The organism is Cerasibacillus quisquiliarum (assembly GCF_014202495.1).
GTDB classification, from domain to species: domain Bacteria; phylum Bacillota; class Bacilli; order Bacillales; family Amphibacillaceae; genus Cerasibacillus; species Cerasibacillus quisquiliarum.
In genome coordinates this window covers 1-26,387 of sequence record NZ_JACHHA010000016.1, presented here as the reverse complement: position 1 = coordinate 26,387, position 26,387 = coordinate 1, and the positions used below count along the sequence as shown (strand labels likewise).

Sequence of the window (26,387 nt, the reverse complement as noted above, 5' to 3'; positions counted from 1 at the left end):
GAAATATTCATTGCGATTAAAAGGTCGTTAATATCGATTCTATTATGAAACGAAAATGACGCTGATGAAAAAATGCCATCACTTCTCGCCTGAAAAAGTGATTTATTTCATCAACGTCAAAAATTATACAACGGTATGAATAGTTGCCCATCCCCTTAACTGTTAAATGACATCCCCAGTTAAGGATTAATTAAAAAGTCTCTATCTAAATTTTTCTGTTATTCTATTACTTTATGAAGACTTATTATAATGTGCTTGTATTAACTCTTGACAACAACGCCACCAATTCAACATGATATGTTTGTGGAAATAAATCAACCGGTTGTACTTTTTCTAATTTATAACCAAATGGAATAAGCTCTTTAATATCCGTTGCAAATGTTTGTGGGTTACAAGAGACATAGACAATCCGACTCGGTTTTGAGCGTGCGATACGGCGCATGACCTTCCCACCTGCTCCTGAACGTGGTGGATCTAATAATAATAAATCAGGGCTACCAAATGTGTTTATCACTTCAGTCAATCCATGTCGGGCATCTTTTGCTAAGAAATGCGTATTCGTAATCTTGTTATCTGTCGCATTTCGCTTAGCTGATTCAATTGATGTCTCGACTATTTCAACTCCGACAAGTTCACGTACTCGGCTCGCAAATGGTAATGAAAACGTCCCGACACCACAGAATAAATCGATCATATACTCGGATTTTTCAGGTTTCCCCATTTCAATAGCGAGCTCAACCAATTTTTCCGCTTGTGCAGGGTTTGTCTGGAAAAATGTATCGAACCATAAACGATAACGATAACCCGCTAATTCATCAAAAATAAAATCCCGACCTAATAAGATATGTGATGTTTCTGCTTGTGCACGGTCTGCTATATCACTATTTTCAAGCCACATAAAACTTTTCACTTGTGGGAACTTTTTTTCGATACGTCTGACTAAATCCGTTGATGCTGGAATATGTTCAGGTGATTCAGTTGCAAATAAAGCGAGCATCATTTCACCAGTTGCTTCAGAATGACGCACCATTAAATGACGTAATAGTCCTTCATGTGTTTCTTTATGATATCCTGGTAATTGATGTTCTCGCGCCCAATCAGCAACTTCCATCGTTGCTTCAACCATCTCTTTACGAGCTATTAAACACGTTTCTAAAGGGATGATATTCCGAAAATTTCCTTGTTCATGTAATCCAAGAGAGCCATCTGGGCCAAAAGTAAATTCCATTTTATTTCGGTAGTGCCACTGAGAGTTAGCACGCATTGTTGGTCGAACGAGCGACGGATTAAAACCTTGTTCATCTAGGAAGCGTTTCACTTGATTTGTTTTCTGTTCAAGTTGAGCATCATATGTCAAATGTTGCCATGAACATCCACCACATCGTTCAAAATGTGGACAGCGAGCTACAATCCGTTCTGGATGCGATTCAATGATTTTATCAACTCGTGCTCTTTTATTGCGATATGGTGGAACTAACGTCGCTTCGACTGTTTCACCTGGCAGTGTATATGGAATGGTAACCCTTTGTCTTTTTATCTTTCCTTTTTTATTTTCACGTGGGACATATGCTCGGCCCGCGCCTCTGTCATCTAAATGATCGATTGCAACAACAAATGTATTTTCATTATAACGGTATGCCATCTCTTACCTCCCTAAAACAAATTTAATTTTATATAAAGCATAATAGATTTGTTTTTTCTTAGCGTAGGATATTCTACTGGAAAGAGGGCGTTTTTGCAACTTTAAGAGACACATCTGTTATGACATTAAATAAAAAGCTGGTGCTACAAATTATGATCGTATATTTTTATCACTAATATGTGTTAAAGAATTAAAAATTCAACATTTTTATATCGTATATTACTTATCTATAGGCACCTTCCTTTGTTTCTCCAATAATTTCAGTGCACATTTAATATCTTTATCCTTATGAATATGTTCTGGTGTCCATGGAATATATATATCAGGTTCTACTCTAGACGTTGTCATATGAGAATGATCTAGACAAGTTAACCGAGATGTTGGATACCATAACTCAAATGTATCATTCCAAGTCATACATGTTAAATTAGCATAATCATTCATCCCACTCGTAGGGCGACCGACAATTTGTACTTTTGATGATAGTTTACAAATATCTGCAAATATTTCAGCAGAACTAGCCGTTAAGGTATCGATTAGAATGATAATGTTCTTCGGCTTCACAGTTCCTGTAATCGTGAATTTCTTCTCAGTTATATCATTAAATTTAACAAATCCTTTGCCGCGATTTTCTTCCCACTTTTTCATTAAGGCCTGAATTGATCTTTTCACAAATTTATCTTTAATATTTTTTAAGCTTTGTTGAAACTTATCAATCATTAGCTGACAATTTCTTTCAGTGGCATGAAATGCCATATCATATTTATCATCCAGTTGATACGTCCCCGTTCCTTCAGAAAATATAAAAGGTATAAGTGCACGAAAAGATGTATCACTACCACCAGCATTGTTACGGACATCAATAATTAAATGCTCTGTATTTCGTAGTAAACCATCATTTTCTTCTATCATCTGTCGTATTGAATCAGGGTTTGTAAAATCAGATATCGTCATTAATAAAGTCTCTTGATTTAGTGATTCAATTTTGTATACAGATTGCCTGTTTTGGCTTTCATAGAATTGAAGCTTTAAGCGATATTGTTTACCTTCACGATTCACATGACAAATATTATATTTCCGAAGCACTGTCGTCCAATCTTCCCTTTCAGCTTCAGTTTCTATCAATTCACGTTTATGTAAATCGACTAACTGCTGAATTGAATAACCATTAATTGAGTGAATGATATCTCCTATTTGAAGTCTCTTCTCATGAGTCACATCTGTTACATATAATTTATCTTTGTATCTTCTAACGCAAAATCCAACAGTTCGCTCTTTATAACTAGAATCCGATTTCAACTTAAAATAAACATGATAGTCTTTAAAATCAATTAAATAATCATTAACTAATTCAACAAATGAGTTAGGATTTAATTCATTTTGCTGTTCTAATTTGGCAAGTTTGGATTTAAATATGTCAGGATAATCCCACCCCATCTTATCCTTACAACCAGCATAATCTTGTTGCATAATTTCAACGATGTCATTAAAAATTTCATGATACATTTTATCCCCCCCATACGTCATTTACTCTATTTTATATAAATTCTAAAATAAAGGCTAACTTTTTTTATTGCCAAACTTAATATGCTATGCTTCTATTAAGTGAGAAAGGATGAAAATACATGATTATTCGCGAAACAGATCAGACATTTATTCTAATTGAGCAACATGAACATGCACGTATGTCAGCGGAGTTCATGCGCTATTTAAAACCACATTATTTTATAAATGAGACGTATACTGATTCCGTTCTATTTGCCATTGAACAACACGATTGTGGATGGAAACTATTTGATCGACAGCCTTTCTGGAATGACAAAAAGCAAGCTCCCTACTCGTTTATAGATTTTCCGCTGCTACCAAAACTCGTTTTATATAAACAAGGTATCGATCAAGTTGAACGAAAAGATCCCTATGCTGCTTTATTATGTAGTGAACATTATACACGCTTTGTGAAAAAACATGATGTCGACGAAGTAAAACAATATGTAAAAACTGAGCATGTACGTTTTAAACGCATCGTTGATCGCTTACCAAATTTTAATAAAGATTTATTTACTATGCACTATAGCTTGTTACAATTTGCGGACAATCTTTCTTTGTTTATTTGTTTAAGTGAACCAGGAGCTACACAAGAACACATTCACCCTTTTTTCCGCAGTGGTATTCCGACACCAAGTGCTTTTCAAGATTTATCTGAAAAGCATATCCAGGTTGAATGGCAAAATAATCATACCATCGTATTAAGGAAGTTTCCATTTACTCAACCAATCCAAGTGACACTCAGCTACAAAGTCGTATTAAAATCAGATATTGCTATGAACGGTCTAATTGAAACTTATGTAAAAACACCTAATAAAACATTGGATATAAATATACAGTCCATTTAAAATAATATCTCAAGTGTTCATTCACTTTTCTCGTATTTATTTTTTTCAAAAAAATAAGGTATACTGTCATTTGAAAGTCATAAATTAGTAAGGACCGAATCATGCTAGAACATGATTCGGTTACCCAACAGACCAACCCCATCATGAGGGGGACAAGTTTGGGAAATAATCCCTCATTGTCAGGCTAAGGACACGAGGGATTTTTATTATTTCTATCGGACATGATAAATGCGATTAACACGCTGGTTAATACACTTTCCATCAAAAAAAACAGCGTTAGCAAAATTTTGTTAACGCTGTTTTCTATTATTAGTGCCTATTCATCTGTTTCTTTTTAATATAAGGGCCAACGTCTAAACGTTGTGGTACTTTATATTTACGTAGCATTTGTTTTGTCCACGTATCATGGCGCGTATTAAATGATCGATTAGCATAATATGTTTTTAATGTTTCGTCAAAATCTTTAACATATTGCTCTGTTTCTTTATGTTTTTTATATGTGTTTTCATGATAAATGAGTTCCTTTGGAAAGCGTGGCTTTTTTTCTGGTTCATGTGCAGGATAACCCATCACCATACCGAATAATGGATAAACATATTTGGGTAATTCTAAGATTTCATTTACACGATTAATATCATTTCGTAAACTCCCGATATAACAAATACCTAATCCGAGCGACTCTGCAGCAATTGCCGCATTTTGTGCAGCAAGGGCAGCATCAACCGTTGCAACAATAAACTGTTCTGTACTTTGTAAATTTTCTTCAATCATTTTATTTTCTTCTTCTGATGCTTCAATTGCTTTAATCCGACTTAAATCAGCACAAAAAACGAAGAGATGCGCATTCTTTTCGACGTAAAACTGACCAGACACTTCAGCTAATTGTTTCTTTATCTCAGGATCGGTCACACCAATAATCGTATACGCCATCATATAGCTCGAGGTTGAAGCCTGTTGAGCTGCACGAACGATTATCTCAACTTGCTCTTCAGACAAAGATTGGTCGGTAAATTTTCTAATCGAACGGTGATTCAATATTGTCTCTATTGTTTCATTCATGATTCATCCCCCTAAGTTGATTTCATCTAGCTTCTCTTATTTTACTGATAGAATGTCTAGTGATGCAACTTGTTTGGTTATTTTAACATCATATGACGTCTATAATACATAGCCTCATTGAATATGCAGAAAAAATGAAGCTGGGACAAAACCTCTGAAAGATGAAAAAACTATTTTTGTTCACTTTTTTCCTTCTGTCCCAGTCACCTTCTCCTAATGATCATGACAGTACGTGAATGATCAATTGAGCGAGCTGGGGTTTGTTTATATAGTGAAGAGATACTACAAAACTATTGTCGAGGATTATTCGCTATTGTTTGAACTTTTGGATGAAATCATGTGAAGAAGAGAGAGCTAATCTGCATGGATTCGAAAATTTACACGTAACTATGCGGGATGGAGCTAACTACTCTACATGGATTCGAAGATTTGCACGTAACCATGTGGGGTAGAGCTAGCTACTCTGCATGGATTCGAAGGTTTACGCGTAACTATGCGAAGTGGAGAACTTTACGCGTTTCCAATTTGTTTTTTTGTATTTTATCATCTAATAGATTAGAACAAATATAAAAAACGTAAAATAGATGTTGAGTCAGTTTTAGATATCTGAAGACTAATCTGTCATTCTCGCGACTTTCGGTCAGAGAAAGATCAAGAGTAGAAAATGAATGAGCATTTGCATCAATGGTAGTAAACTTAAGAAAGTATACCTCAAAAATATAAAATAATGATCATAACAATCCGAAACAAAAAAATTACGGAAACAACATTGAAATGTTTCCGCAATTTTTCTCATTTAAGACTGGTTTGTCCCAGCTCCATTTGCTTAAATATATTTTATTAAAAAATAGCGCTTCTTACCACGACGAATAACTGTAAATGTATCTTCTAAATAATCTTTCGCTGTTACAGTATAATTCACATCTTGTTCGCGCTCACCGTTAATATAAATAGCACCGTTTTTAATATCTTCTCGTGCTTGACGCTTTGAAGAAGAAATATTAGCATTAACGAGTAGCTCAACTAAACCGATTTCTTCTTTGGCCATTTCATAAGTAGGAACATCTTTAAATCCTTGTTTAATTTCACTCATTGATAATTGTTTAATATTGCCACTAAATAGCGCTTCTGTAATGTTTTGTGCTTGTTTTAATGCATCTTCTCCGTGAACCATTTTTGTCATTTCTTCAGCTAAACGACGATGTGGGAGACGTTTTTCTGGATGTTGTTTTAATTCTCTTTCTAATTCTAACACTTCTTCTTCTGGAATAAATGTAAAATATCGAATGAATTTAATCACATCACGGTCATCAGTGTTAATCCAGAACTGGTAAAATTCATATGGACTCGTTTTTTCAGGGTCTAACCAAATAGCTCCACCCGCTGTTTTACCGAATTTCGTGCCATCTGCTTTTGTAATGAGTGGGACGGTTAACCCAAACACCTGAATATCTTCATCTTTGTCTTCCCGTGTACGGCGAATTAATTCCATACCAGCCGTGATGTTCCCCCACTGATCACTACCACCAATTTGTAATGTAGTATTCTCTTCTTCATACAACTTCATATAATCTAATGATTGTAAAAGCATATAACTAAATTCGGTATACGAAATACCATCTTCAATTCGAGAAGCAACAGCATCTTTAGCTAACATATAATTGACTGTAAAGTGCTTTCCCACATCACGTAGAACATCGATAAATGTTAAGTCAGCTAACCAATCGTGATTATTACGGGCAACGACTGGATTCTCACCTTGATCAAATGCAAGTAACTTTCCTATTTGTTGTTTTATCTTTTCAGCATATCCATGAACAACTTCCGCTTCATTTAAAGAGCGCTCTGTCGAACGACCACTTGGGTCACCAATCATTCCTGTACCACCACCGATTAATGCAATCGGACGATGGCCTGCCTTTTGAAACCGTTTTAACATTGTAATTGGTAATAAATGGCCAATATGAAGGCTGTCTGCTGTCGGATCAAAACCACAGTATAATGTCACCTGATTTTCCTTTAAATGTTTTTGTAACCCTTCACGATCTGTTACTTGATTAATAAGACCACGATTTTCTAAATCTTGAAGTAAATCCATCATTTATTCACTCTCCATTAATTGTCTATTAAAATTAAAAAAACTCCTCCACTTTATTAAAGGGACGAGTTGAATACGCGGTACCACCCTTGTTGTAAAGCAAAAGCTTTACCACTTAGGTTTGTTAACGATGATTTCACCGTCTTCTTTACCCACTAAAAATACAAACAAAGAAGAAGCTCCAGAGTGTAATTCGCTAGCAAATATATACTGACTTGCACCACCCGTCAGCTCTCTTTAATAGGGATTTGCTTGGCTACTTAGGTTCCTTCACAGCTTTTTAATATTTATATAATGATATATAATATATTTACCATATGCTTGGTTAAAATGCAATATTAATCGTCTAAACGATATACCAAATAACGTCCTTATGCTATAATTAAACTTGAATTTTTAGGAGGTTTTTAATGTGAAGAAAAAACAACGTCTCCACGAAAAGATAAAATCAAAGTGGGGTGATGGAAAAATCCAACGCTCTTTTCGCATAACATATGACGTCATTTGGAATATTATATTGTTTTTCATTATTATTGGATTTATTGGACTTTTTTTCGGCATTGGGATTGGTGCTGGTTACTTCGCTTCATTAGTGAAAGATGAACCTGTTCGAAGCTATGAAAGTATGAAAAAAGAAATCTATGACTATGAAGAAACATCAAAAATGTATTTTGCCAATAATGTTTATATGGGAGATGTTCGTTCGGACATTCATCGGGAAGAAATCGCATTAAAAAATATATCAGAACACTTAATTAACGCCGTTATTGCAACGGAAGATGAGTATTTTGAAGAACATAAAGGCGTTGTACCGAAAGCAATCATTCGAGCAATAGTTCAAGAAGCATTAAATCTCGAAACAAAAACGGGTGGCAGCACCTTGACGCAACAGTTAATTAAGAATCAATTATTAACGAATGAAGTATCGTTCGAGCGAAAAGCAAAGGAAATTCTGCTCGCAATGCGATTAGAAAACTTTTTTGAAAAAGATCAGATTTTAGAAGCTTACTTAAATGTTATTCCTTACGGCAGAAATTCTTCTGGACGTAATATTGCTGGAATTGAAACAGCTGCTCAAGGGGTGTTCGGAATCCCAGCGAAGAAATTAAATATTCCACAAGCCGCATACCTAGCAGGAATTCCACAAAACCCTTATCTTTTTACTCCATATGCTTTAGGTGGAGAATTAAAAGATAAAAAAGGGTTAAAACCAGGCATAAATCGGATGAAAATTGTTTTGAAGCGAATGCATGATTTAGGATATATTTCTGATAAAGAATACAAAAAAGCTTTAAAATATGATATCAAGAAAGACTTTATTAAGACAAAAGAGCGTTCGCGTGAGCGGTATCCTTACGTCATCAAAGAAGTACAAAAAAGAGCGACCGATATTTTGACAGTTTTGTTAGCTGAAGAAGATGGATATAGCGAAGAAGATTTAAAAGAAAATATAGAGTTAAAAGAGAAATATAAGATATTAGCTGAACGCGACTTAAAAATGAAAGGTTATAAAATTCATTCTACAATTGATAAAGATATATATGATGCCTTTCAAAAAGTTGCCAAAAACTACCCGCATTATGGACCAGATGTTACAGTCCAAGCGAAAAACAAAGAAAGTGGAAAAACAGAATCAAGAGTAGACCCAGTTCAACCAGGTGCAATTTTAATAGAAAACGTAACTGGAAAAGTGATTGCCTTTGTTGGAGGACGTGGCTTCGATATTGATGAATATAACTATGCGACAGAAGTACCACGACAAAATGGAAGTACAATGAAGCCGTTATTAGGTTATGCACCAGCAATTGAGCAAGGAGTCATCCAACCGGGAACGCCAGTTGCAGATATACCTTTACGTGGAAGTTATAACCCGTCAAACTACAGTAATATTTATTATGGACTTGTTTCAGCTCGTGAAGCATTAGCACATTCCTATAACGTTTCAGCTGTTCAAGTATATCAAAAGATATTACCAACAAATCCTGTTGAAAAATATTTAAAGAAAATGGGCTTTTCAAGAATTTCAAAAGCGGATGAAAGCATAGAATCTATAGTTCTTGGTGGATTGACTAATGGAGCGACTGTCGAAGAAAACACAAGTGCATTTACAACATTTAGTAACCAAGGTCAATATAAAAAATCATATATTATAGAAAAAATAACAACAAAAGACGGTAAAGTCATATATGAACATAAAGTCGATCCTGTTAAAGTATTTTCACCACAAACAGCTTACTTAACATACGATATGATGCGTGATGTCGTTCGTTCAGGAACCGCTGCCGCTATTCCGTCATTACTTCATCAGCCTGGTGTTGATTGGGCAGGTAAGACAGGAACAACAAACGACTATATGGACGCATGGTTCGTTGGAACAAATCCAAATGTGACAATGGGAACATGGCTCGGTTATAAATCACGAAAATCTCTCAATAATTGCCCAAGCTGTTATAGTTATAGTCAACGTAATATTCGTTTTTGGACAGCACTTGTGAATGAAGCAACAAAAATTAATCCAGAACTCATGGCACCTAAAGAACGAATGAAACAGCCTGAAGGCATTACACATCGTAGTATTTGTGCTATTTCTGGTATGCTACCATCTAAATTATGTAGTAAAGCTGGTCTAACAAGAAGTGATTTATTTAATGTTAAATATGTTCCTACTAAAGTTGATGATAGCTTATTATCAGATGGAAAAGGGTATTACTTTAACCCACAATGGATAAAACGGATGAATTACGATCACCTAGATGACTTATCGCTTTTATTTCCACGAAAAGGTAATAGGGAGTTGTGGGAGAGAATCGGTCTTACAAAAGGTAAATATCTTAATAATGAAACAGACAGTGATAAAAAATCTACTGATCACAATGACAGCACTGATAAGAAACGGTCAGAGAGTAAAAATACGAATGAAGAACATCAGCAATCAAATGAAAACGAGAAAACAAATAAAAAGACAGAGAATGAAAAGCAGCAACCAAATAAGAAAAAGAAAATAAATAAAGAAGAAAAAGAAAATAAATCAAAAGAATCAAAAGGTGATAAGAAAAAATCTGAACCAGCCAAACCTAAAGATGAAGAAAAAGAAAAGCCTAAGCCACCAAAAGAAGAAAAACCTAAACAACCAAAAGAAGAAGACAGAGATGAGAATGCTGGAAAAGATAAGCAAGATAACCAACAAGATTAATTAACATAACAATCTATGTCAATTTGCATATAAGTCTAACATCGATATAAGCTTGAACAAAATATTCTGAACATATTTATATAGGGCTAGGACCTACTTAATCAGACTGAATGTGATTAAATAGACAGTGTAAATAATAAAAACGGCTTTGCTCTATGTTCCATAAAGAGCTAAAGCCGTTAAATCATTTATATAGCTCTTATCATGGTAGTCAGAATATATGGCTCGATGAATTTGCAAGAATTCGGAAATGTGCTTGCTTATTTATACTTTATCGTATTTTTTCTATCATATTACCTTGCTAAGTCCGTGTTCATCACTCAAGTGATCTCACATTATTTTTGTATTATATTTATCATTTTGTCTACTGTTCTTCACATTTTCTTGTCTTCACATAACAAGAATCTTATATAATAAATGTAAACGATATCGACTGGGGGTGTTAGGGTGGAACATAAGAAAACATATCATTCAATAACAAAAGATACATCTTACGGTAATGTCGTCATTGAAGGACCGGTTCCATCTGACAGATTAAAAAACTATCATTTTGATGAAGGTTTAACTGCCTTTCGGCCAGCTCCAAAGCAATTTGAAGCGCTATTACAAATAGCTAACTTCCCAGAAGGAAGAATCATTATAGCTCGTCATAATCATACAATTATTGGATATGTCACATATTTACATCCTGATCCATTAGAAAGATGGTCTACATTCGAAATGCCTGATTTACTAGTATTAGGTGCTGTAGAAGTGACAGAGCGTTTTCGCCAATTTAAGATCGCATCAAGTTTACTCGAAGTTTCTATGATGGATGAATTTATGGAGAATTACATTATTATTTCAACAGAATATTATTGGCACTGGGATTTACGTGGAACAGGATTAAATGTCTGGCAATATAGGAAAGTTATGGAAAAAATGATGGCTTATGGTGATCTTAAACCATCGACAACAGATGATCCAGAGATTATATCTCATCCTGCTAATTGCCTTATGGTTCGCATAGGAAAAAATGTCCCGCAATCATCAATTGATACATTTAATACATTACGATTTTTAAGTAAGCATCGAAGGAAACAATAACATGGAGGTGCCTTTTTAATGTTAGTAGAAAAAATAATGAAGAAAAATGTCTATACACTGCCACCAACTGCAACGATTCGTGAAGCATTACAACTAATAAATAACAAACGGATTAGACATATACCGATTATCGATGAAACGAAGCAAGTCATAGGTATTGTATCTGACCGTGACGTAAGAGATGCATCACCTTCAATTTTAGATGAACATGCTAAACAAAATGTATTAAATAAGCCGATTAAGACAATTATGAGTTATCCTGTTGTTACCATTCATCCATTAGATTTTGTTGAGGATATTGCCAAAATATTTTATGACGAAGCATTTGGCTGTTTACCAGTTGTTAGTGAAGGTGAACTAGTTGGAATTGTAACCGAAAAAGATATGCTCTACACACTGATTCAACTAACAGGCACCCATATGCAGAGTTCACATATAGAAATAAAGGTTCCACACGAGCCGGGAAAGCTAGCAGAAATTTTTTCAATTTTCGGGAGGAGGAAAATTAATATTGTTTCTATCCTAATCTATCCACATCAAAAGGAGGATGATTATAAAATTCTTGTCATCCGTGCACAAACAATCCACCCGCAACCTGTCGTTGATGATCTTAAAATCGCTGGCTATGAAATTATTTGGCCACAGCCGTTATTGGGGGCAGAATAATGAATTGTAAATGCAGCTTTGTCTATTCCGATAAACTATTAGACTATCAGTTTTATCCTGAACACCCATTTAATCAGATAAGAGTTCAATTAACAAAAGAGTTATTAGAAGCGATGCATGTCCTAGAAGAATCACATATTATTCTTCCACGTTATGCAACTGACAAAGAGTTAGCCCTTTTTCATGATCCGACATACATTGATGCTGTTAAACGTGCAAGTGAACAAGAACTCTCTCCTCCCCAAAAAGTTGACTTTGGCTTAGAAACTGAAGATACACCTGTATTCTTAGGTATGCATGAAGCAGCTTCTTTAATTGTTGGTGGAACACTTGAAGCAGTAGATTCTGTTTTAGAGAAAAAGTCAGAACATGCTTTGAATCTAAGTGGTGGACTCCATCACGGGTTTAAACGTAAAGCATCTGGTTTTTGCGTATACAATGATGCAGCAGTAGCGATAAAACATATTCAAAGGAATTACGGTTTAAAAACGTTATATATCGATACAGATGCACACCATGGAGATGGTGTGCAGTGGGCTTTTTATGATGACCCGAATGTATGTACATTATCTATTCATGAAACTGGGCGACATTTGTTCCCTGGAACTGGCTATGTTAATGAACGTGGAATAAAATCAGGTTACGGTTACAGTTTTAATATACCTTTGGATGCTTTCACTCAAGATGATTCATATCTTGAAATATATGAAAGCGCATTCAGAGAAGTTGTTGAATTTTTTAAACCAGATGTGATTGTTACACAGAATGGCGCAGATTCTCATTTTTATGATCCGCTTACACATCTATGTGCTAGTATGAAGATATATGAAGAAATTCCACGATTAGCACACGAGCTAGCTCATGAATACTGTGACGGACGCTGGATTGCACTTGGCGGTGGCGGATATGATATATGGCGTGTTGTACCACGTGCTTGGGCACAGATTTGGAAAATCATGCACGATGATGAACCATTTAGAGGTAGATTACCAGATTCATGGATTGAGAAATGGCAACATAAGGCATCACATCCATTACCAACGCATTGGCATGATCCAGAGTCACTAATGCCCTCAATTCCAAGGAAAAATGAAATCACTGAAAAAAATAAGCAAATGTTACATCATGCCTTAGCGTTTATTAATAAATACAAAAAGAAAGGATTGTCCCATGAATAATGATGGGACAATCCTATTTTTATTCATTATTAACCTCATTTGCGTCTTCATCCAAAATAACAATTTCAACACGGCGGTTTTTATCCCAATTTTCTGGTGATGTATTTGGGACAACTGGGCGAGTGTCTCCGTACCCTGCTAATGAAAAACGCGACGGATCAAAATCATTTTCCTCAATTAAGTAACGAACAACGCTACTAGCACGTGCTCCTGATAGTTCCCAATTTGATGGATAGCGATAAGTAGATATCGGACGACTATCTGAATGCCCTTCTACTTTGACGTGATTTGGAATTCTTTTTAATAATGAACTGACTTTATTTAGAAACGGTTTACCTGACTCAAGTATTTCTGCTTCGCCTGTATCAAACAAAATTTGTTCTTGTAATACTAAGACGACGCCACGATCTGTACGGTTAGCAGTAATAACATTATGTAAATCATTTGCATCAAGATATCCTTCAATATCATCGACTAAAGCATTGAGAGCGTCCTGTTTTTCTTTTACTTTTTCAAGTTCTTTCTTTTCTTCTTTATCTATTTTTGAAGGTAGACCTTGATCAGATGGTTCAATCTCATTTGTCACTTCTCCAAACCCAACAGTAGAATAATCTGCTGGGACCGTAGATGAAAGAAAATCGAAAACTGCCCGGTTACGAAATGATTCGGATACGGCTTCGAATTTAAGCGAATCAAGACGTGACATAGAAAACAAAAGAATAAAAAATACAAGAATAAGTGTAATCATATCAGAATATGTTACCATCCATTTTGGTGCGCCTCTTTTAGTCTGTCGTCTAACCCTTTTTCTAGGCTTCATTGACGGTTTCCTCCACTACCGATCTATCTAAATTCATGTATTCTCTCCTCTTTATTTCTTCCTCTGATAAGAAAGCACTTAGCTTTTCTTCTAAAATACGTGGGTTTTGGCCTGATTGAACACCAATAACACCTTCTATAATAATTTGCTTTAAAAAAACATCTTCGTCTGTTTTACTTTCGAGCTTACTAGCCATCGGAATAAAAACAAGATTCGCTAATACAGTTCCATATAAAGTCGTTAATAAAGCAACAGCCATACTTGGTCCTAATGATTCTGGGTCCTCTAATGTTGTTAACATGAGAACGAGACCAACTAACGTACCAATCATTCCCCAAGCTGGCGCATATTCAGCACTTTTTTCAATTATTTGGCGACCACGGTATTGTCTTTCTTCCATTGCGGTAATTTCAGCATTCATAATATCATTGATGACTTCTGGCTCGATACCATCAACTGCTAAATGGATTCCTTTACGAATAAACGGGTCTTCAACATCATCTAGTTCATTCTCTAATGCAAGAATACCTTCTCTTCTTGCACGTTCTGATAATTGTACAAATAAATCAATAAGTTCTGGTAAACGCTGATCATTTTGATGGAACGCTTCACGAATGACTTTACCCGTCACTTTAATTTGTTCTTTATTGAAGGTAATTAATAATGATGCTAATAACCCACCAATAACGATAAAAATAGAAGAAACGTCTACAAATGTTGCAGCATTTTCGCCACCTCTTGTTGCAATAGCTAAAAAGAGCATCACAAAACCTAATGTAATACCGATAGGAGTTAATAAATCACGTTTTCTCATACTCTCTCTCCCTAACTTTCTTGGTAATCAATGAAATAAATCGTTAGTATATATTCATGTACGACATACAACGATTCATATCAGGGCATTGCTATATTTATTATCGGCATTTATTTTATTTTGTTGAGTTTCTTTCTACAATTCGATGAGGTAAAATGACATTTGACTCTTCTACTTCTTCCTTATTCATTAATTTAGTAAGTAACCGCATCGCTACAGCACCAATGTCATATGTTGGTTGGTCAATTGTTGTTAGGGCCGGACGTACCATTGTTGCTAAACGAGTATTGTTAAACCCAAACACTTCAAGGTCTTCTGGTACTTTATATCCTTTGTCTTGTGTACCATGAATCGCACCTAATGCCAACTCATCTGATGTTGTAAATACTGCCGTTGGCTTGTCTGTCATCTCTAATAATTGCTGAATCGATTGAACTGCATCATCATGAGTATATTGGTTATTAAGGATATAATCATCATTAATTGGAAGAAAAGATTCTTTCAACGCCCGAATATACCCTTGATATTTCAATTGATTAATAACAGCTTCCTTATCTCCAGAAATAAAAGCAATGCGTTCATTTCCTTGATCGATTAAATATTTTGTAGCTTCATAGCCTGCTGCTTCATAATTAATATTAACGGAAGGAACTCGATTCTTCTCATCATACGTAGCAGCTAAAACAACAGGGACAGATTCACCTTTAAACTGTTCAATATGTTCTTTTGAAATATTATCACTCATAAAGAGAATGCCATCGACTTGTTTTTCGTACATCGTATCAATTAATTGTAATTCTCGTTCTCTATTTTGATCTGAATTGTTTAGTATTATGTTATATTTATACATCGTTGCGATATCTTCAATTCCACGTGCTAACTCGGAGAAGAAAATATTTGAAACATCAGGTATAATCGCTCCAACTGTTGTTGTTTTCTTACTAGCTAAACCACGCGCAACAGCATTCGGTCGATAACCTAAACGCTCAATCGTCTCCAGAACCTTTGTTCTTGTCGATGGTTTGACGTTAGGGTTTCCATTTACAACCCTGGATACCGTAGCCATTGATACATTTGCTTCTCTTGCAACATCATATATTGTAACTGTCATAATAATTCCTCCATATTCATTTTCATTAATATTTATGCCACTTTTTGATTAACTCCATGCATCGCGTTCACATGTTTTATTTTTATCATACGATATGCCTATAAAAAACTCAAAGAGAACCTGTATAAATATACAATATTCTAACAAGACTATGGCGAATATTTGAAAATGAACTGGCTGGACCATTGTGAGAATGGGACCAGCCAGTTCGTTAATCAACTAATCGTCGTTTTAACCCATTTATCTCATCCATAAATTTATGAAACATCGGTATATCCATTTGTTGTGTCGAATCAGATAAAGCAACCGCAGGATCTGGATGAACCTCTGCCATAATCCCATCTGCTCCAATAGCAAGCGCTGCTTTAGCCGCTGGAATTAGTAAATCTCTTCTTCCTGTCGAATGGGTTACGTCAACGATTATCGGCAAATGTGTTTCCTGTTTCAAAATCGGTACTGCAGTAATGTCTAATGTGTTACGCGTTGCTTTTTCATATGTGCGAATGCCACGCTCACATAAAATAATTTGACCGTTACCATGGGCCATAATATATTCAGCTGCATTAATAAACTCTGAAATCGTCGCTGACATACCACGCTTTAAAAGAATCGGTTTATTTATTCGGCCAGCTGCTTTCAGTAGTTCAAAGTTCTGCATATTCCGTGCCCCAATTTGAATGACATCAAGATATTCTGCCGCTTCCACCATATGAGCTGGATTAACGATTTCACTAATAACAGCTAAGTTATATTTTTCACTAATTGCTTTTAATATTTTTAATCCTTCAAAACCTAATCCTTGAAAATCATATGGTGATGTCCTTGGCTTAAAAGCACCACCTCTTAGAAATGTTAACCCTCTTTCTTTTAGTGCTTTGGCGACTACTTCAACTTGTTCATAACTTTCTACTGAACAAGGTCCCATAATAAATTCAGGATTCCCATTTCCAATCGCTTGTTTTTGAATATGAATCACTGTATCTTCTGGTTTAACCTCTCGCGAGACGAGTAACGCTTTTTGTTGATTAACTTCCTGTAATTCTAAACTAGCTTTAAAAATCTCTTTAAATATATGTTCAATTGTCGCATTTTCAAATGGACCGTTATTTTGTTTAGTAATTGTATCTAGCATTTTTCGTTCTCTAACAGGATCAAATTTCTTTATTCCTTGTTTTTCTTTTATTTTACCAATTTCTTGAACTAACGATGCTCGTTTATTAATAAGTTCAAGTAATTCCATATTTAATTTATCTAATTCTTTACGGTACTGTTGTAATTCATTTCCTGCCATTTTCGACGCTCCTCATGTAATCACTATTAATCATTATAGTAAATTAACGACAGTTTAGCTAATAATTTTTCCTTTAATTAGAATACGATTATAATATTAATAGGCTAGTACGTTTCGTTATTAAATTAGATAGAGACAGAGAGAGGAGATTTGTTATGGGGGAATCTATTTTTTCACTCGATATAGGGACGCGAACAGTTACTGGTATTATATTAAAAAAAGAAAAAGATACTTATCACTTAATTGATTATTGCTTAAAAGAACATCAAGATCGTTCAATGCATGATGGCCAAATACATGACGTTATTGAAGTTTCACAAGTTATTGAAGATGTTAAGCGAACATTAGAAGAAAAACACGGCCCATTACATGATGTTAGTGTTGCTGCCGCCGGTAGATCACTTAAAACAATTGAAGGTCAAGCCGAAATAACATTAGATAAGCGCAAGATTTCCAACGAACAAATGGTAAAACATTTAGAACTAAGTGCTGTTAATGATGCACAGAGACGTTTAGCTAAGAATGATAACACAAGCGAATTTGCTAATTATTATTGTGTAGGATATTCAGTTTTACACTATAAATTAGATCATGAATCAATCGGATCTTTAATCGATCAACAAGGAAATATTGCAAGCGTTGAAGTAATCGCAACCTTTTTACCGAAAGTAGTTGTCGAATCACTTTTTGCTGCGATTCAACGAGCTGATTTATCAATGAAGGCTTTAACATTAGAACCTATTGCTGCGATACAATTACTCGTTCCTGAATCAATGCGACGTTTAAATATTGCTCTTGTAGATATTGGTGCTGGGACAAGTGATATTGCTTTAACAGCAGATGGTACCGTTACAGCTTATGGGATGGTACCTATTGCCGGTGATGAAGTAACCGAGGCGATTAGTGATCATTATTTACTTGATTTCCCTGAAGCTGAACAAATGAAGCGACAAATTGTCCATGAGGGTGAAGCGACTGTTACAGATATTCTCGGATTTCAAACAGAAGTCACGCTTCAAGAACTAAACGAAAAAATTCATGATACCGTTCATAACCTAGCACACGCAATAGCTGAGGAAATAATAACACTTAACAAGCGACCACCCCGTGCCATTATGTTAATTGGTGGTGGAAGTTTAACACCTTTATTACCACAATTACTCGCGAAAAAGCTTCAACTTCCTATCAATCGTGTCGCTGTTAGACGAATGGATGCAATCAAAGACTTAATCACAGCTGAAAAGACCCCTACAGGTCCCGACTTTATTACGCCTATCGGGATCGCCATGTCTGGTATCCGTAATCCAATACAGTATGTTACAGTTCATGTCAATAATGAACCGACACGATTATTTGAAATGAACTCACTTACAGTTGGAGATGCATGTGTCCAAGCAGGCATTGATATGAAAAAACTATACGGTAAACCTGGTCACGGCTATGTCATAACAATTAATGGTAAATCACTTCAACTTCCAGGTGAATTTGGTCAAGCACCAGAAATCTTAGTAAATAATACAAAAGCGACCGTAGACACGATTATTAAAAATGGAGATATAATCGAGGTACATAAAGGAAAAGATGGAAGTGAGCCTCATGTCACTATTAAACAATTATTTGGGGATATGTCATCGATACGTGTCTATTACAATAAAAAGCCATTTCATGTGAAGGCAATTTATGAAGTCAATGGTAAATTAGTATCACCAGATTACAAAATTAAAGATAAAGATGTCATATCTTTTAAAAACATCCAAACGATTAAAGACTTTTTCTCAAATATATTAGGTGAACCAATTAAAGATACTGGATTTTACATATATATCAATAGAAGGAAAGTTCAACTAAATAATGGGGTATCATTGACAATAAATGGCGTCCCAGCTCATCCTGAACAGCGATTAAAAGATAACGATTCCATCGAATACAGCTCTCTAACAAAACCGACAGTAAAAGACTTACTGCAAACTCTTAATAAAGAATATTGGTATAAAATAAATGTAACATTTAATCATAAAGTGATCACATTGCGTAAAAAGCGATTCATCATTAAAAATAAACAAGGTGAACTTAAGGAAGCAGACTCTTTGTCCCTAGGTGAAGATATTCGTTTAATAGAAAAGAAATTCGAACCTTTTATTTTTCAAGATATTTTCCGTTATATCGACATTCAAACAGATCAGATGCGTGGTACCTATCGTTTAATGAAAAATGATGTTCCGACACAATTTGATGCTGAGATCGTTGATGGAGATCGATTGTCAATAAAATGGGGCGTATAAGTTAATGAATCCTATCGTTATAACTCACCACTTTGAAAAAATTGTTATACATCAAATAAACATCTATAATTGGTCTAATGTATATGTTGAAATAGCTTTTATAGAAAACAGTGCGTTTAAGAACAACTAACAATGGTCGATGAGTACATGATTGTCTGTTGGTTTACACAAAAGTTACAGTTTGTAAGCAAGGTTTAAATCATTTGTTATAAAAAACAATAATCCACTCCTTTTTGAAGGGGTGGATTTCTCTTTACTGGTGTGATCGTGACGGCTCAAAGAACTGACTTGTAGATCTTTGAAACGTATCCAATAACACATGCTAAAATCAACGAGTTATGTGGACCAACGTTAGCTATTGCCTTACTTCAATTTGAACAAATATATCTTATAAATCATTTCTCTATACAAATTTATTGAAAATACGATAAATAAGAATGATACGTTCATACTTAAGGCTGAAACAAAGATTTCCCAAAGATACAAGGCTACAAATAAAAAGACGGCTTTTGCTCTTCGTAAGTACAGAGCTTAAACCGCTTAAGTTAATTTATCTTCCCTGTCAATTCGACAGGAAATAAGGACGAACGTTTCCGTTTATTTTATTCTGTATTTTTTGTTTAAAAGCGTTCAAACAAGCCAATATTTATTGTTCTTTTTCTACGTTGTCATCTGCCATTTCTTTAGCGACTTGATCAATTTTTTCTGCAACCTTTTCAACTTGGTCTTCAATTTCTTCCATCGCTTCGTTACCTTTACTCTGGAGATTCTGGACTTTCTTTGTAGCCGCATTTTTTAATTCTTTTGTCTTCGTTGTTACAGCTTCTGTCAATTCATTTGTCTTTTTAGTTGCTTTTTCCTTTAAATCACTACTTGCTGAGACTGCTTTGTCTTTTAACTCGATTCCTTTTACTTGGGCAGTCTCTTTCCATTCATTAGCTTTATTTACTGCTTTTTGAGCACCAACTGAAATATCGCCTCTTAATTCTCTTCCTGATTTAGGAGCGAATAACAAGGCTAAACCAGCACCGATCATTGCACCAATTACAGTACCTACCAAAAAGTCTTTTGTGCTAACATAATCTTGTTCTTTACTCATATAAATGGCCTCCCCACGTAGTGAATTGTTTAAGCAAATTATGACTTACGCCTGTTTTTTCTCCATAATTCAAGGATGGCTGAACCCCATTTTACTGCTTGAGTTGCTTGTTCTTGATTTTCAGAAGCATCTCGGCTAATTTTATTCGTCACATCTTTTAAAGATGTGTTGAATTCATTCAATGTATCGCCAATCCCTTTAACACCATCAAAAACACCATCTAATTTAGCAGTTTTTTGATTGACATCTTCAGCTAAACGATTCGTTTTCTTCAATAATTCTGTTGTCTCTGTTGTAATACCAAGCATTTGATTTTCTAAGCCTTCTAATGTGTCTGCTACATTATTCATTGTACGTGCCACAGCTTTTAATGTAATAGCTAAGTATACAACTAGTACTGCAAAGGCAACAGCAGCAATTAATGCGGAAATGTATAACAATCCTTGCATCTTCCAAAACAACTCCTTTTATGCTCTAATAAAATTAATAAACTTCAAATAGTAGAGCTTGTCCTAGAAATTAAATTTGATTATGTTCTTAATCTTACCATAAAAAGACAGCTCGGTTCAAATGATAGTGTTGGTCATTCGAAGGCTATTATTCATTTAATTACATTTAACAATCGTTTTTTCATAGGCTTGTTGAAATTTTTGAATATCTCCTGCTCCCATAAAAATTAACACACTATCACGGTATTGCTTTAAAACAGCTGTTTCGGATATATCCAATAATGTGCTTCCCTCTACAAGATCGACAAGTTGATCGATCGTCATCTGACCCGAATTTTCTCGAGCTGAGCCAAATATATCACATAAGTAAACATGATCAGCAAGACTTAAACTATCTGCGAATTCCGTCAGAAATGTCTTCGTACGTGTAAATGTATGCGGCTGAAAAATAGCCACAATCTCTTTATCTGGATACTTTCTACGTGCAGAGTCAATCGTCGCCGTAATTTCTTTTGGATGATGTGCATAATCATCAATTAAAATTTGATCACCGATTCTTTTTTCGGTAAAACGTCTTTTAACACCTTTAAATGTGGCGACTTCTTTCATCACATCCGCTGGAATCCCTTCGTAGTGACACATCGCAATGACTGCTAGAGCATTTAGTATGTGGTGTTTTCCAAACATAGGAATAGAGAACGTATCATAATACGTATTACGAACGAATACGTCAAATGTTGTTCCTTTTTCATCTTCAATGATGTTTTGTGCTTGAAAATCATTGGAAGCGGACAATCCATAATAAACGACTGGAACTTTAGCTTGTATTTTCTGTAGTTGCTCATCATCACCACAAGCAATAATACCTTTTTTTACATTGTCAGCCATTTCTTGAAATGCATCGAAAACATCATTAATACTAGAAAAATAATCTGGATGATCAAAATCTATATTCGTCATGATAGCATAATCTGGTTCATAGCTTAAAAAATGACGGCGGTATTCACAAGCTTCAAAGACAAAATACTCACTGTCTTTATGTCCCTTACCTGTCCCGTCACCAATTAAATAAGAAATCGGATATGCTTGATTTAAAACATGTGATAGGAGTCCAGTAGTTGATGTTTTCCCATGTGATCCTGTCACAGCAATGCTTGTATAATTATTTAACCATTCACCTAAAAATTCGTGATAACGATAATAAACGTTACCACGCCTTTTTGCTTCTTGAATTTCAATGTGATCATCTGGGAATGCATTTCCTGCGATAACGATATGATCATCTTTAATGTTTGTTTCAGAAAACGGGTAGATTGGAATTTTCTTTTTTCTCAATGCTTCTTCTGTAAAAAATGTTTTTTCAACATCTGATCCCTGAACCATTTCACCCGAATCATGAAGAATTTGCGCAAGAGCACTCATTCCCGTCCCTTTTATACCAATAAAATGGTAAGTTTTCATAAAAAGAACCCCCAAATATGTGTAAAAAGCATGTGATTCATGAGTTAATAGAAATAAACTTGCTTCTTATTCACATGCTTACATTGTTTTTATAATATCATTGTCATTATAGCAGAACAGAACAAAGATGAAAATTAATTTTTAACTGATTATTAAATCATGGTTATTGCTCTTGATATTCGACTTTTTCAAGACGTGGGTTAGGACGATAACGGCGGCCTTGCTTTGCGCAAGGTTCACCATTTAGAAGAACGTTATCACCAGTAAAGCCGATATTAATTTTGAGCAAACTACTTCCGACACCGTACATATCAACAGGTACATTGTTCTCTTCAAAATGTCTTATTCGTTCTTCTGTAAAGCCACCGCTTACCATAATTTTTACATGATCATAGCCTTCCTTATCGAGAGCACGGCGTAATGCAAAGACAAGTTCTGGATTTACACCACGTGGATCAAACGAACCCATCTGATGATAATTTCTAAGAAAGTATTTGTCAACTAAAGTGCGTGATGTATCTAAGCGAACACCTTTTAAATCTTTTCCAAATTCACGCGCGACCTTTAACGAATCAGTAATCACATCATTATTGAAATCAACTAAAGCGACTAAGTCATCTTCTGGAAATGTCTCATGATAAGCACGAGTCGCAGCAACTACATCTCCACGAAACATTTGAATTAAAGCGTGAGGCATTGTTCCCATTCCTTCTTTACCCCACCACTCATTCATCGCATGAGTAGCTTGTGCTGTTGAACCGCCAATAAATGCTGCATAACCATCTCCTGCTTGTTGCGTATAATGGTCATCTCGATCTCCCATAAAAATAATTGGTTTTTGCTTTCCAGAAGAGCGAGCTGCTTTTACTACATTGTATACATTTGTAGCTACTGAAGTTCTTCTAGCTAGAATTCCATCAATAATGCCTTCTAGAAAGCCAAATTGTTGATAAGAACCTGTAATTGTTAGGACAGTCTCAAAAGGTTCAATTTTATCACCGTCTTTTAAGGAGTAGATTTCCAATGTTTCCGGTTCATCAGCAAACTTGTGTACAAGAGCAATCACTTCATCTGTTCCACATAGGACTGCATGATTTTTTTGGAAAAATTGCATTGTTACACGGTTATTTGGCAACTTCTTTTCTGCAATTTCACGTGTTTTTAAGAAATATACGGCAGAGAACCAGCCTTCTCCGATTCGCTCATCAAACTTAAATGTCTTATTTGTTAATCGTTCAATCTTACCTGCTAACTTTTTCTCGATTTCTTTCATGGCTTTCCCCTCGATATATTCTATTTTATATTACTATCATTCATCATATAAAAACGTTAACAATTAAACAAGTCCTATCTGTGTTCTTGTTTTTCCTTGAGTGCTTCATACTGACTTTGTGTCAACAATACATCACGTGGTTTACTACCATTCTGTTGCGAAATAATTCCTCTTTGCTCTAAACAATCAATAAGACGAGCCGCACGATTATAACCAATTCGGAAGTGGCGTTGTAATAATGAGGTGCTAGCCTTATTTTCCTCAATAACGAATTGTATGACTTCCGGTAATAGTTCATCTTCTTCCTCTTCAAAAGTGAACTGTTCTATTAATGTTTCTTGTTCAAACATATAATTCGGTTCAGCTAAACTACGAGCATGTGCTGTAATTCGCTCAATTTCATCATCAGAAACGAATGGGCCTTGGAGGCGAATGCTTTTACCAGAGCCATTTTCTACAAATAGCATATCACCCTTACCTAATAGCTTTTCCGCACCTGAATGATCGATAATCGTTCTTGAGTCTACTTGTGATGAGACACTAAAAGCAATTCGTGTAGGAATATTTGCTTTAATTAATCCTGTGATAACATCAACAGATGGGCGTTGTGTTGCTAACAAGAGGTGAATCCCAGCTGCTCGTGCTTTTTGTGCAATACGACAAATGGCATCTTCAACATCTTGTGGTGAGACCATCATTAAATCCGCTAGTTCGTCAATCACAATCACTAAGTAAGGCATCTTTTCTTCTAAACGTTCTTGGGATTTAACTTTTTCATTATATCTTTTAATGTCACGAACACCTTCTTTAACGAATCGTTCATAACGCTCTTCCATTTCATTAACGGCCCATTTTAAAGCTGCTGTTGCTGCCTTAACATCGGTAATAACAGGTGAAATAAGATGTGGTATACCGTTATACGGAGCCAGCTCCACCATTTTCGGATCAATGAGCAAAAATTTAACCTCATCATAATGTGCTTTATATAATAAACTAATTAAAATGGCGTTTATGCAAACACTTTTTCCTGATCCTGTTGCACCTGCTATTAAACCGTGAGGCATCTTACCAATATCTGTTACAATAGGTGCTCCTTCGATATTAAGACCTAATGCAATTGATAATGGAGAATGATTTTCTTTAAAAGCTGATGCTGTAAAAATCTCTTGCAAGTTAACCATTCGCGGAGATACATTCGGAACTTCTATTCCCACTGTATTCTTCCCTGGAATAGGTGCTTCAATACGAATATCTTTAGCGGCCATATTTAACTTTAAATCATCACTTAAATTACGTATTTTACTTACTTTAACCCCCATTTCTGGTTTCACTTCAAATCGTGTTACAGATGGACCTTGTGATACATTGACTACTCGTGCACGAACATTAAAATGTTTCAACGTACGCTCTAATAGACGTGTCTGTTCATCAATCCACGGTTGATCATGTTCATAGTCTACATCACTGTCATTTAATAAATGCAATGGAAAATAGCCAATTTTATCTTTCTTTTGATGTTTTAATGGACGATTATCTATCGTTTTACTAGATTTTTGTTCCTGTTTTTGCAATAAAAGATTTCTTTTGTCACGTGGTGTCATAATGACATTATATGGACCTTCTAACTTTTTGTTCGGTAGATCCGTTGTGGATACTTGCCTACCCCTACTCTCCTGCTTTGTCTGTTGTCTCTGTTTCTCCTCATATTGCTTTTTATTACGACGGGGAAGAGTATTTGGTGTTAATGACTGTTCAGTTGTATGTGAGTCTTCTTTTGCTCCACTTACCTCTTGTTCACTCATTACATTGTTTGGTACTTCACATACTTCTTGTTGTTTAGTATTATTACTTATTTGTTCATTGTTTTGCTCTTTTTGTTTACGGATAAAAGCTGGAACTTGTTCCACTTGACGTCTCGTTTCTCGCTTATGATAACCATAGATTGGCGATGGCACCCGACTAGGTTGAAAAGGTTTCTTTTTATTTTCAGTTTTTTCTTGCTCAATATGCTCTAGTGCTGGCGCACGACGTGTTTCATTAATCATCCGTTTACGTTTATATGCTGGGATATCAATATCATCGAATGTTGTTCTCTTTGAATTGTTTCTTTGTCGATCAGGAATTGCTGGAAATGGAAACTCTCTTTGCCTTGGATAGCGATATGCTACTCGAGAATTTATATTTGAATCATTCTCAACCTTCAACCGACGAACAGGATTGTATTCCTCTTCAACTTCGACTTCAATTTCTTTATATAATATTCTTTCTAGTTTCTTTTTAAGTCGTTTCCACATAGTGTCACTCATTTCATTAAGATCTCTCTAAAGTTATTCTATCAGTTTTTTAAATAAAGTATAGGGGAAAAACCTTTGTTCATAAAGAAGAGGCTGGGACAAAACCCCAGTAAATAAAAACTAAGGCGTGGGAGCTTACACTAAAAAAGTGTAGGCCCCACGCCTTTTTATGGTTATT

The 26,387-nt window shown here is 35.2% G+C and carries 19 protein-coding genes, 1 pseudogene and 1 other annotated feature; of the genes and pseudogenes, 7 read left to right on the top strand and 13 right to left on the bottom strand.

Annotated elements, in window-relative coordinates:
- Positions 1–244: 244 nt before the first annotated feature.
- Positions 245–1,642: a 23S rRNA (uracil(1939)-C(5))-methyltransferase RlmD gene (gene rlmD / locus HNQ35_RS12645; protein WP_146938634.1), complete on the bottom strand. Its 1,398-nt coding sequence runs from the start codon at positions 1,640–1,642 to the stop codon at positions 245–247.
- A gap of 219 nt (positions 1,643–1,861) precedes the next feature.
- Positions 1,862–3,148, bottom strand: a complete 1,287-nt coding sequence (locus HNQ35_RS12640; protein ID WP_170226731.1) for a S41 family peptidase — start codon at positions 3,146–3,148, stop codon at positions 1,862–1,864.
- Between the two features lie 119 nt (positions 3,149–3,267).
- Here HNQ35_RS12640 and HNQ35_RS12635 point away from each other — a divergent pair, with 119 nt between their 5' ends.
- Positions 3,268–4,035: a DUF3891 family protein gene (locus tag HNQ35_RS12635; RefSeq protein ID WP_146938636.1), complete on the top strand. Its 768-nt coding sequence runs from the start codon at positions 3,268–3,270 to the stop codon at positions 4,033–4,035.
- A gap of 309 nt (positions 4,036–4,344) precedes the next feature.
- Here the strand turns inward: HNQ35_RS12635 and nfsA are convergent, their stop codons facing one another.
- The gene (nfsA, locus tag HNQ35_RS12630; RefSeq protein WP_146938637.1) at positions 4,345–5,094 is read right to left on the bottom strand and encodes an oxygen-insensitive NADPH nitroreductase; all 750 of its coding nucleotides are present in this window, start codon (positions 5,092–5,094) and stop codon (positions 4,345–4,347) included.
- 565 nt (positions 5,095–5,659) lie between these two features.
- Between nfsA and HNQ35_RS14605 the strand changes: the two are divergent.
- Positions 5,660–5,967, top strand: a pseudogene (locus HNQ35_RS14605) (hypothetical protein); the annotation flags it as partial.
- Here HNQ35_RS14605 and tyrS read toward each other — a convergent pair.
- On the bottom strand, positions 5,921–7,192 hold the full coding sequence (gene tyrS / locus HNQ35_RS12625) for a tyrosine--tRNA ligase (protein ID WP_146938653.1): 1,272 nt from the start codon (positions 7,190–7,192) through the stop codon (positions 5,921–5,923). The pseudogene HNQ35_RS14605 and the gene tyrS overlap by 47 nt on opposite strands.
- 57 nt (positions 7,193–7,249) lie before the next feature.
- Positions 7,250–7,475 (bottom strand) — a binding site (T-box leader).
- Positions 7,476–7,604: 129 nt separating this feature from the next.
- On the opposite strand from tyrS, the gene HNQ35_RS12620 reads away from it, so the two are divergent.
- The 4 genes from HNQ35_RS12620 to HNQ35_RS12605 all read left to right on the top strand — a co-directional run bounded on the left by HNQ35_RS12620 (position 7,605) and on the right by HNQ35_RS12605 (position 13,315).
- Positions 7,605–10,385, top strand: a complete 2,781-nt coding sequence (locus HNQ35_RS12620) for a transglycosylase domain-containing protein (protein WP_146938638.1) — start codon at positions 7,605–7,607, stop codon at positions 10,383–10,385.
- A gap of 447 nt (positions 10,386–10,832) precedes the next feature.
- The gene (locus HNQ35_RS12615; protein ID WP_146938639.1) at positions 10,833–11,471 is read left to right on the top strand and encodes an N-acetyltransferase; all 639 of its coding nucleotides are present in this window, start codon (positions 10,833–10,835) and stop codon (positions 11,469–11,471) included.
- An 18-nt stretch (positions 11,472–11,489) separates the two neighbouring features.
- A complete protein-coding gene (locus tag HNQ35_RS12610) occupies positions 11,490–12,137 on the top strand; it encodes an acetoin utilization AcuB family protein (protein WP_146938640.1) in 648 nt (215 codons plus the stop codon).
- Complete coding sequence (locus HNQ35_RS12605) at positions 12,137–13,315, top strand: acetoin utilization protein AcuC (RefSeq protein ID WP_146938641.1); 1,179 nt, start codon at positions 12,137–12,139, stop codon at positions 13,313–13,315. Before HNQ35_RS12610 ends, HNQ35_RS12605 begins: the two co-directional genes overlap by 1 nt.
- 19 nt (positions 13,316–13,334) lie before the next feature.
- Here HNQ35_RS12605 and motS read toward each other — a convergent pair whose 3' ends face one another.
- The 4 genes from motS to HNQ35_RS12585 all read right to left on the bottom strand — a co-directional run bounded on the left by motS (position 13,335) and on the right by HNQ35_RS12585 (position 17,351).
- Complete coding sequence (gene motS / locus HNQ35_RS12600; RefSeq protein WP_146938642.1) at positions 13,335–14,135, bottom strand: flagellar motor protein MotS; 801 nt, start codon at positions 14,133–14,135, stop codon at positions 13,335–13,337.
- Entirely contained in the window at positions 14,125–14,949 is an 825-nt protein-coding gene (motP, locus tag HNQ35_RS12595) for a flagellar motor protein MotP (protein WP_146938643.1), read from the bottom strand. The genes motS and motP overlap by 11 nt, the downstream gene beginning before the upstream one ends.
- A 115-nt stretch (positions 14,950–15,064) precedes the next feature.
- Complete coding sequence (gene ccpA / locus HNQ35_RS12590; RefSeq protein ID WP_146938644.1) at positions 15,065–16,060, bottom strand: catabolite control protein A; 996 nt, start codon at positions 16,058–16,060, stop codon at positions 15,065–15,067.
- Between the two features lie 211 nt (positions 16,061–16,271).
- Positions 16,272–17,351 (bottom strand): bifunctional 3-deoxy-7-phosphoheptulonate synthase/chorismate mutase, encoded by a 1,080-nt coding sequence (locus tag HNQ35_RS12585; RefSeq protein ID WP_146938645.1) that lies wholly within the window; start codon positions 17,349–17,351, stop codon positions 16,272–16,274.
- A 155-nt stretch (positions 17,352–17,506) separates the two neighbouring features.
- Here HNQ35_RS12585 and HNQ35_RS12580 point away from each other — a divergent pair, with 155 nt between their 5' ends.
- On the top strand, positions 17,507–19,633 hold the full coding sequence (locus HNQ35_RS12580; RefSeq protein ID WP_146938646.1) for a cell division protein FtsA: 2,127 nt from the start codon (positions 17,507–17,509) through the stop codon (positions 19,631–19,633).
- Between the two features lie 646 nt (positions 19,634–20,279).
- Here the strand turns inward: HNQ35_RS12580 and HNQ35_RS12575 are convergent.
- From HNQ35_RS12575 to HNQ35_RS12555, 5 genes are all read right to left on the bottom strand, one after another.
- Positions 20,280–20,732, bottom strand: a complete 453-nt coding sequence (locus HNQ35_RS12575; RefSeq protein WP_146938647.1) for a YtxH domain-containing protein — start codon at positions 20,730–20,732, stop codon at positions 20,280–20,282.
- A gap of 38 nt (positions 20,733–20,770) precedes the next feature.
- On the bottom strand, positions 20,771–21,181 hold the full coding sequence (locus HNQ35_RS12570; protein WP_146938648.1) for a DUF948 domain-containing protein: 411 nt from the start codon (positions 21,179–21,181) through the stop codon (positions 20,771–20,773).
- A 156-nt stretch (positions 21,182–21,337) separates the two neighbouring features.
- Positions 21,338–22,642, bottom strand: coding sequence for a UDP-N-acetylmuramate--L-alanine ligase (gene murC, locus HNQ35_RS12565; protein ID WP_146938649.1), 1,305 nt, complete (start codon positions 22,640–22,642; stop codon positions 21,338–21,340).
- A 163-nt stretch (positions 22,643–22,805) separates the two neighbouring features.
- Positions 22,806–23,915 carry a nicotinate phosphoribosyltransferase gene (locus HNQ35_RS12560; protein ID WP_146938650.1) on the bottom strand — a complete coding sequence of 370 codons (1,110 nt, stop codon included), beginning with the start codon at positions 23,913–23,915 and terminating at the stop codon, positions 22,806–22,808.
- Between the two features lie 74 nt (positions 23,916–23,989).
- Positions 23,990–26,209 (bottom strand): DNA translocase FtsK, encoded by a 2,220-nt coding sequence (locus HNQ35_RS12555; protein ID WP_146938651.1) that lies wholly within the window; start codon positions 26,207–26,209, stop codon positions 23,990–23,992.
- Positions 26,210–26,387 lie beyond the last annotated feature (178 nt).

What these genes read in the sequence shown, in the direction of transcription:
- HNQ35_RS12575 (WP_146938647.1), bottom strand. Translation starts at nt 20,732, where the DNA reads ATGAGTAAAGAACAAGATTATGTTAGCACAAAAGACTTTTTGGTAGGT.
- tyrS (WP_146938653.1), bottom strand. Translation starts at nt 7,192, where the DNA reads ATGGATTTACTTCAAGATTTAGAAAATCGTGGTCTTATTAATCAAGTA.
- HNQ35_RS12635 (WP_146938636.1), top strand. Translation starts at nt 3,268, where the DNA reads ATGATTATTCGCGAAACAGATCAGACATTTATTCTAATTGAGCAACAT.
- HNQ35_RS12555 (WP_146938651.1), bottom strand. Translation starts at nt 26,209, where the DNA reads ATGTGGAAACGACTTAAAAAGAAACTAGAAAGAATATTATATAAAGAA.
- rlmD (WP_146938634.1), bottom strand. Translation starts at nt 1,642, where the DNA reads ATGGCATACCGTTATAATGAAAATACATTTGTTGTTGCAATCGATCAT.
- murC (WP_146938649.1), bottom strand. Translation starts at nt 22,642, where the DNA reads ATGAAAACTTACCATTTTATTGGTATAAAAGGGACGGGAATGAGTGCT.
- HNQ35_RS12580 (WP_146938646.1), top strand. Translation starts at nt 17,507, where the DNA reads ATGGGGGAATCTATTTTTTCACTCGATATAGGGACGCGAACAGTTACT.
- motS (WP_146938642.1), bottom strand. Translation starts at nt 14,135, where the DNA reads ATGAAGCCTAGAAAAAGGGTTAGACGACAGACTAAAAGAGGCGCACCA.
- HNQ35_RS12610 (WP_146938640.1), top strand. Translation starts at nt 11,490, where the DNA reads ATGTTAGTAGAAAAAATAATGAAGAAAAATGTCTATACACTGCCACCA.
- nfsA (WP_146938637.1), bottom strand. Translation starts at nt 5,094, where the DNA reads ATGAATGAAACAATAGAGACAATATTGAATCACCGTTCGATTAGAAAA.
- HNQ35_RS12585 (WP_146938645.1), bottom strand. Translation starts at nt 17,351, where the DNA reads ATGGCAGGAAATGAATTACAACAGTACCGTAAAGAATTAGATAAATTA.
- motP (WP_146938643.1), bottom strand. Translation starts at nt 14,949, where the DNA reads ATGAGAAAACGTGATTTATTAACTCCTATCGGTATTACATTAGGTTTT.
- HNQ35_RS12570 (WP_146938648.1), bottom strand. Translation starts at nt 21,181, where the DNA reads ATGCAAGGATTGTTATACATTTCCGCATTAATTGCTGCTGTTGCCTTT.
- HNQ35_RS12605 (WP_146938641.1), top strand. Translation starts at nt 12,137, where the DNA reads ATGAATTGTAAATGCAGCTTTGTCTATTCCGATAAACTATTAGACTAT.
- ccpA (WP_146938644.1), bottom strand. Translation starts at nt 16,060, where the DNA reads ATGACAGTTACAATATATGATGTTGCAAGAGAAGCAAATGTATCAATG.
- HNQ35_RS12640 (WP_170226731.1), bottom strand. Translation starts at nt 3,148, where the DNA reads ATGTATCATGAAATTTTTAATGACATCGTTGAAATTATGCAACAAGAT.
- HNQ35_RS12560 (WP_146938650.1), bottom strand. Translation starts at nt 23,915, where the DNA reads ATGAAAGAAATCGAGAAAAAGTTAGCAGGTAAGATTGAACGATTAACA.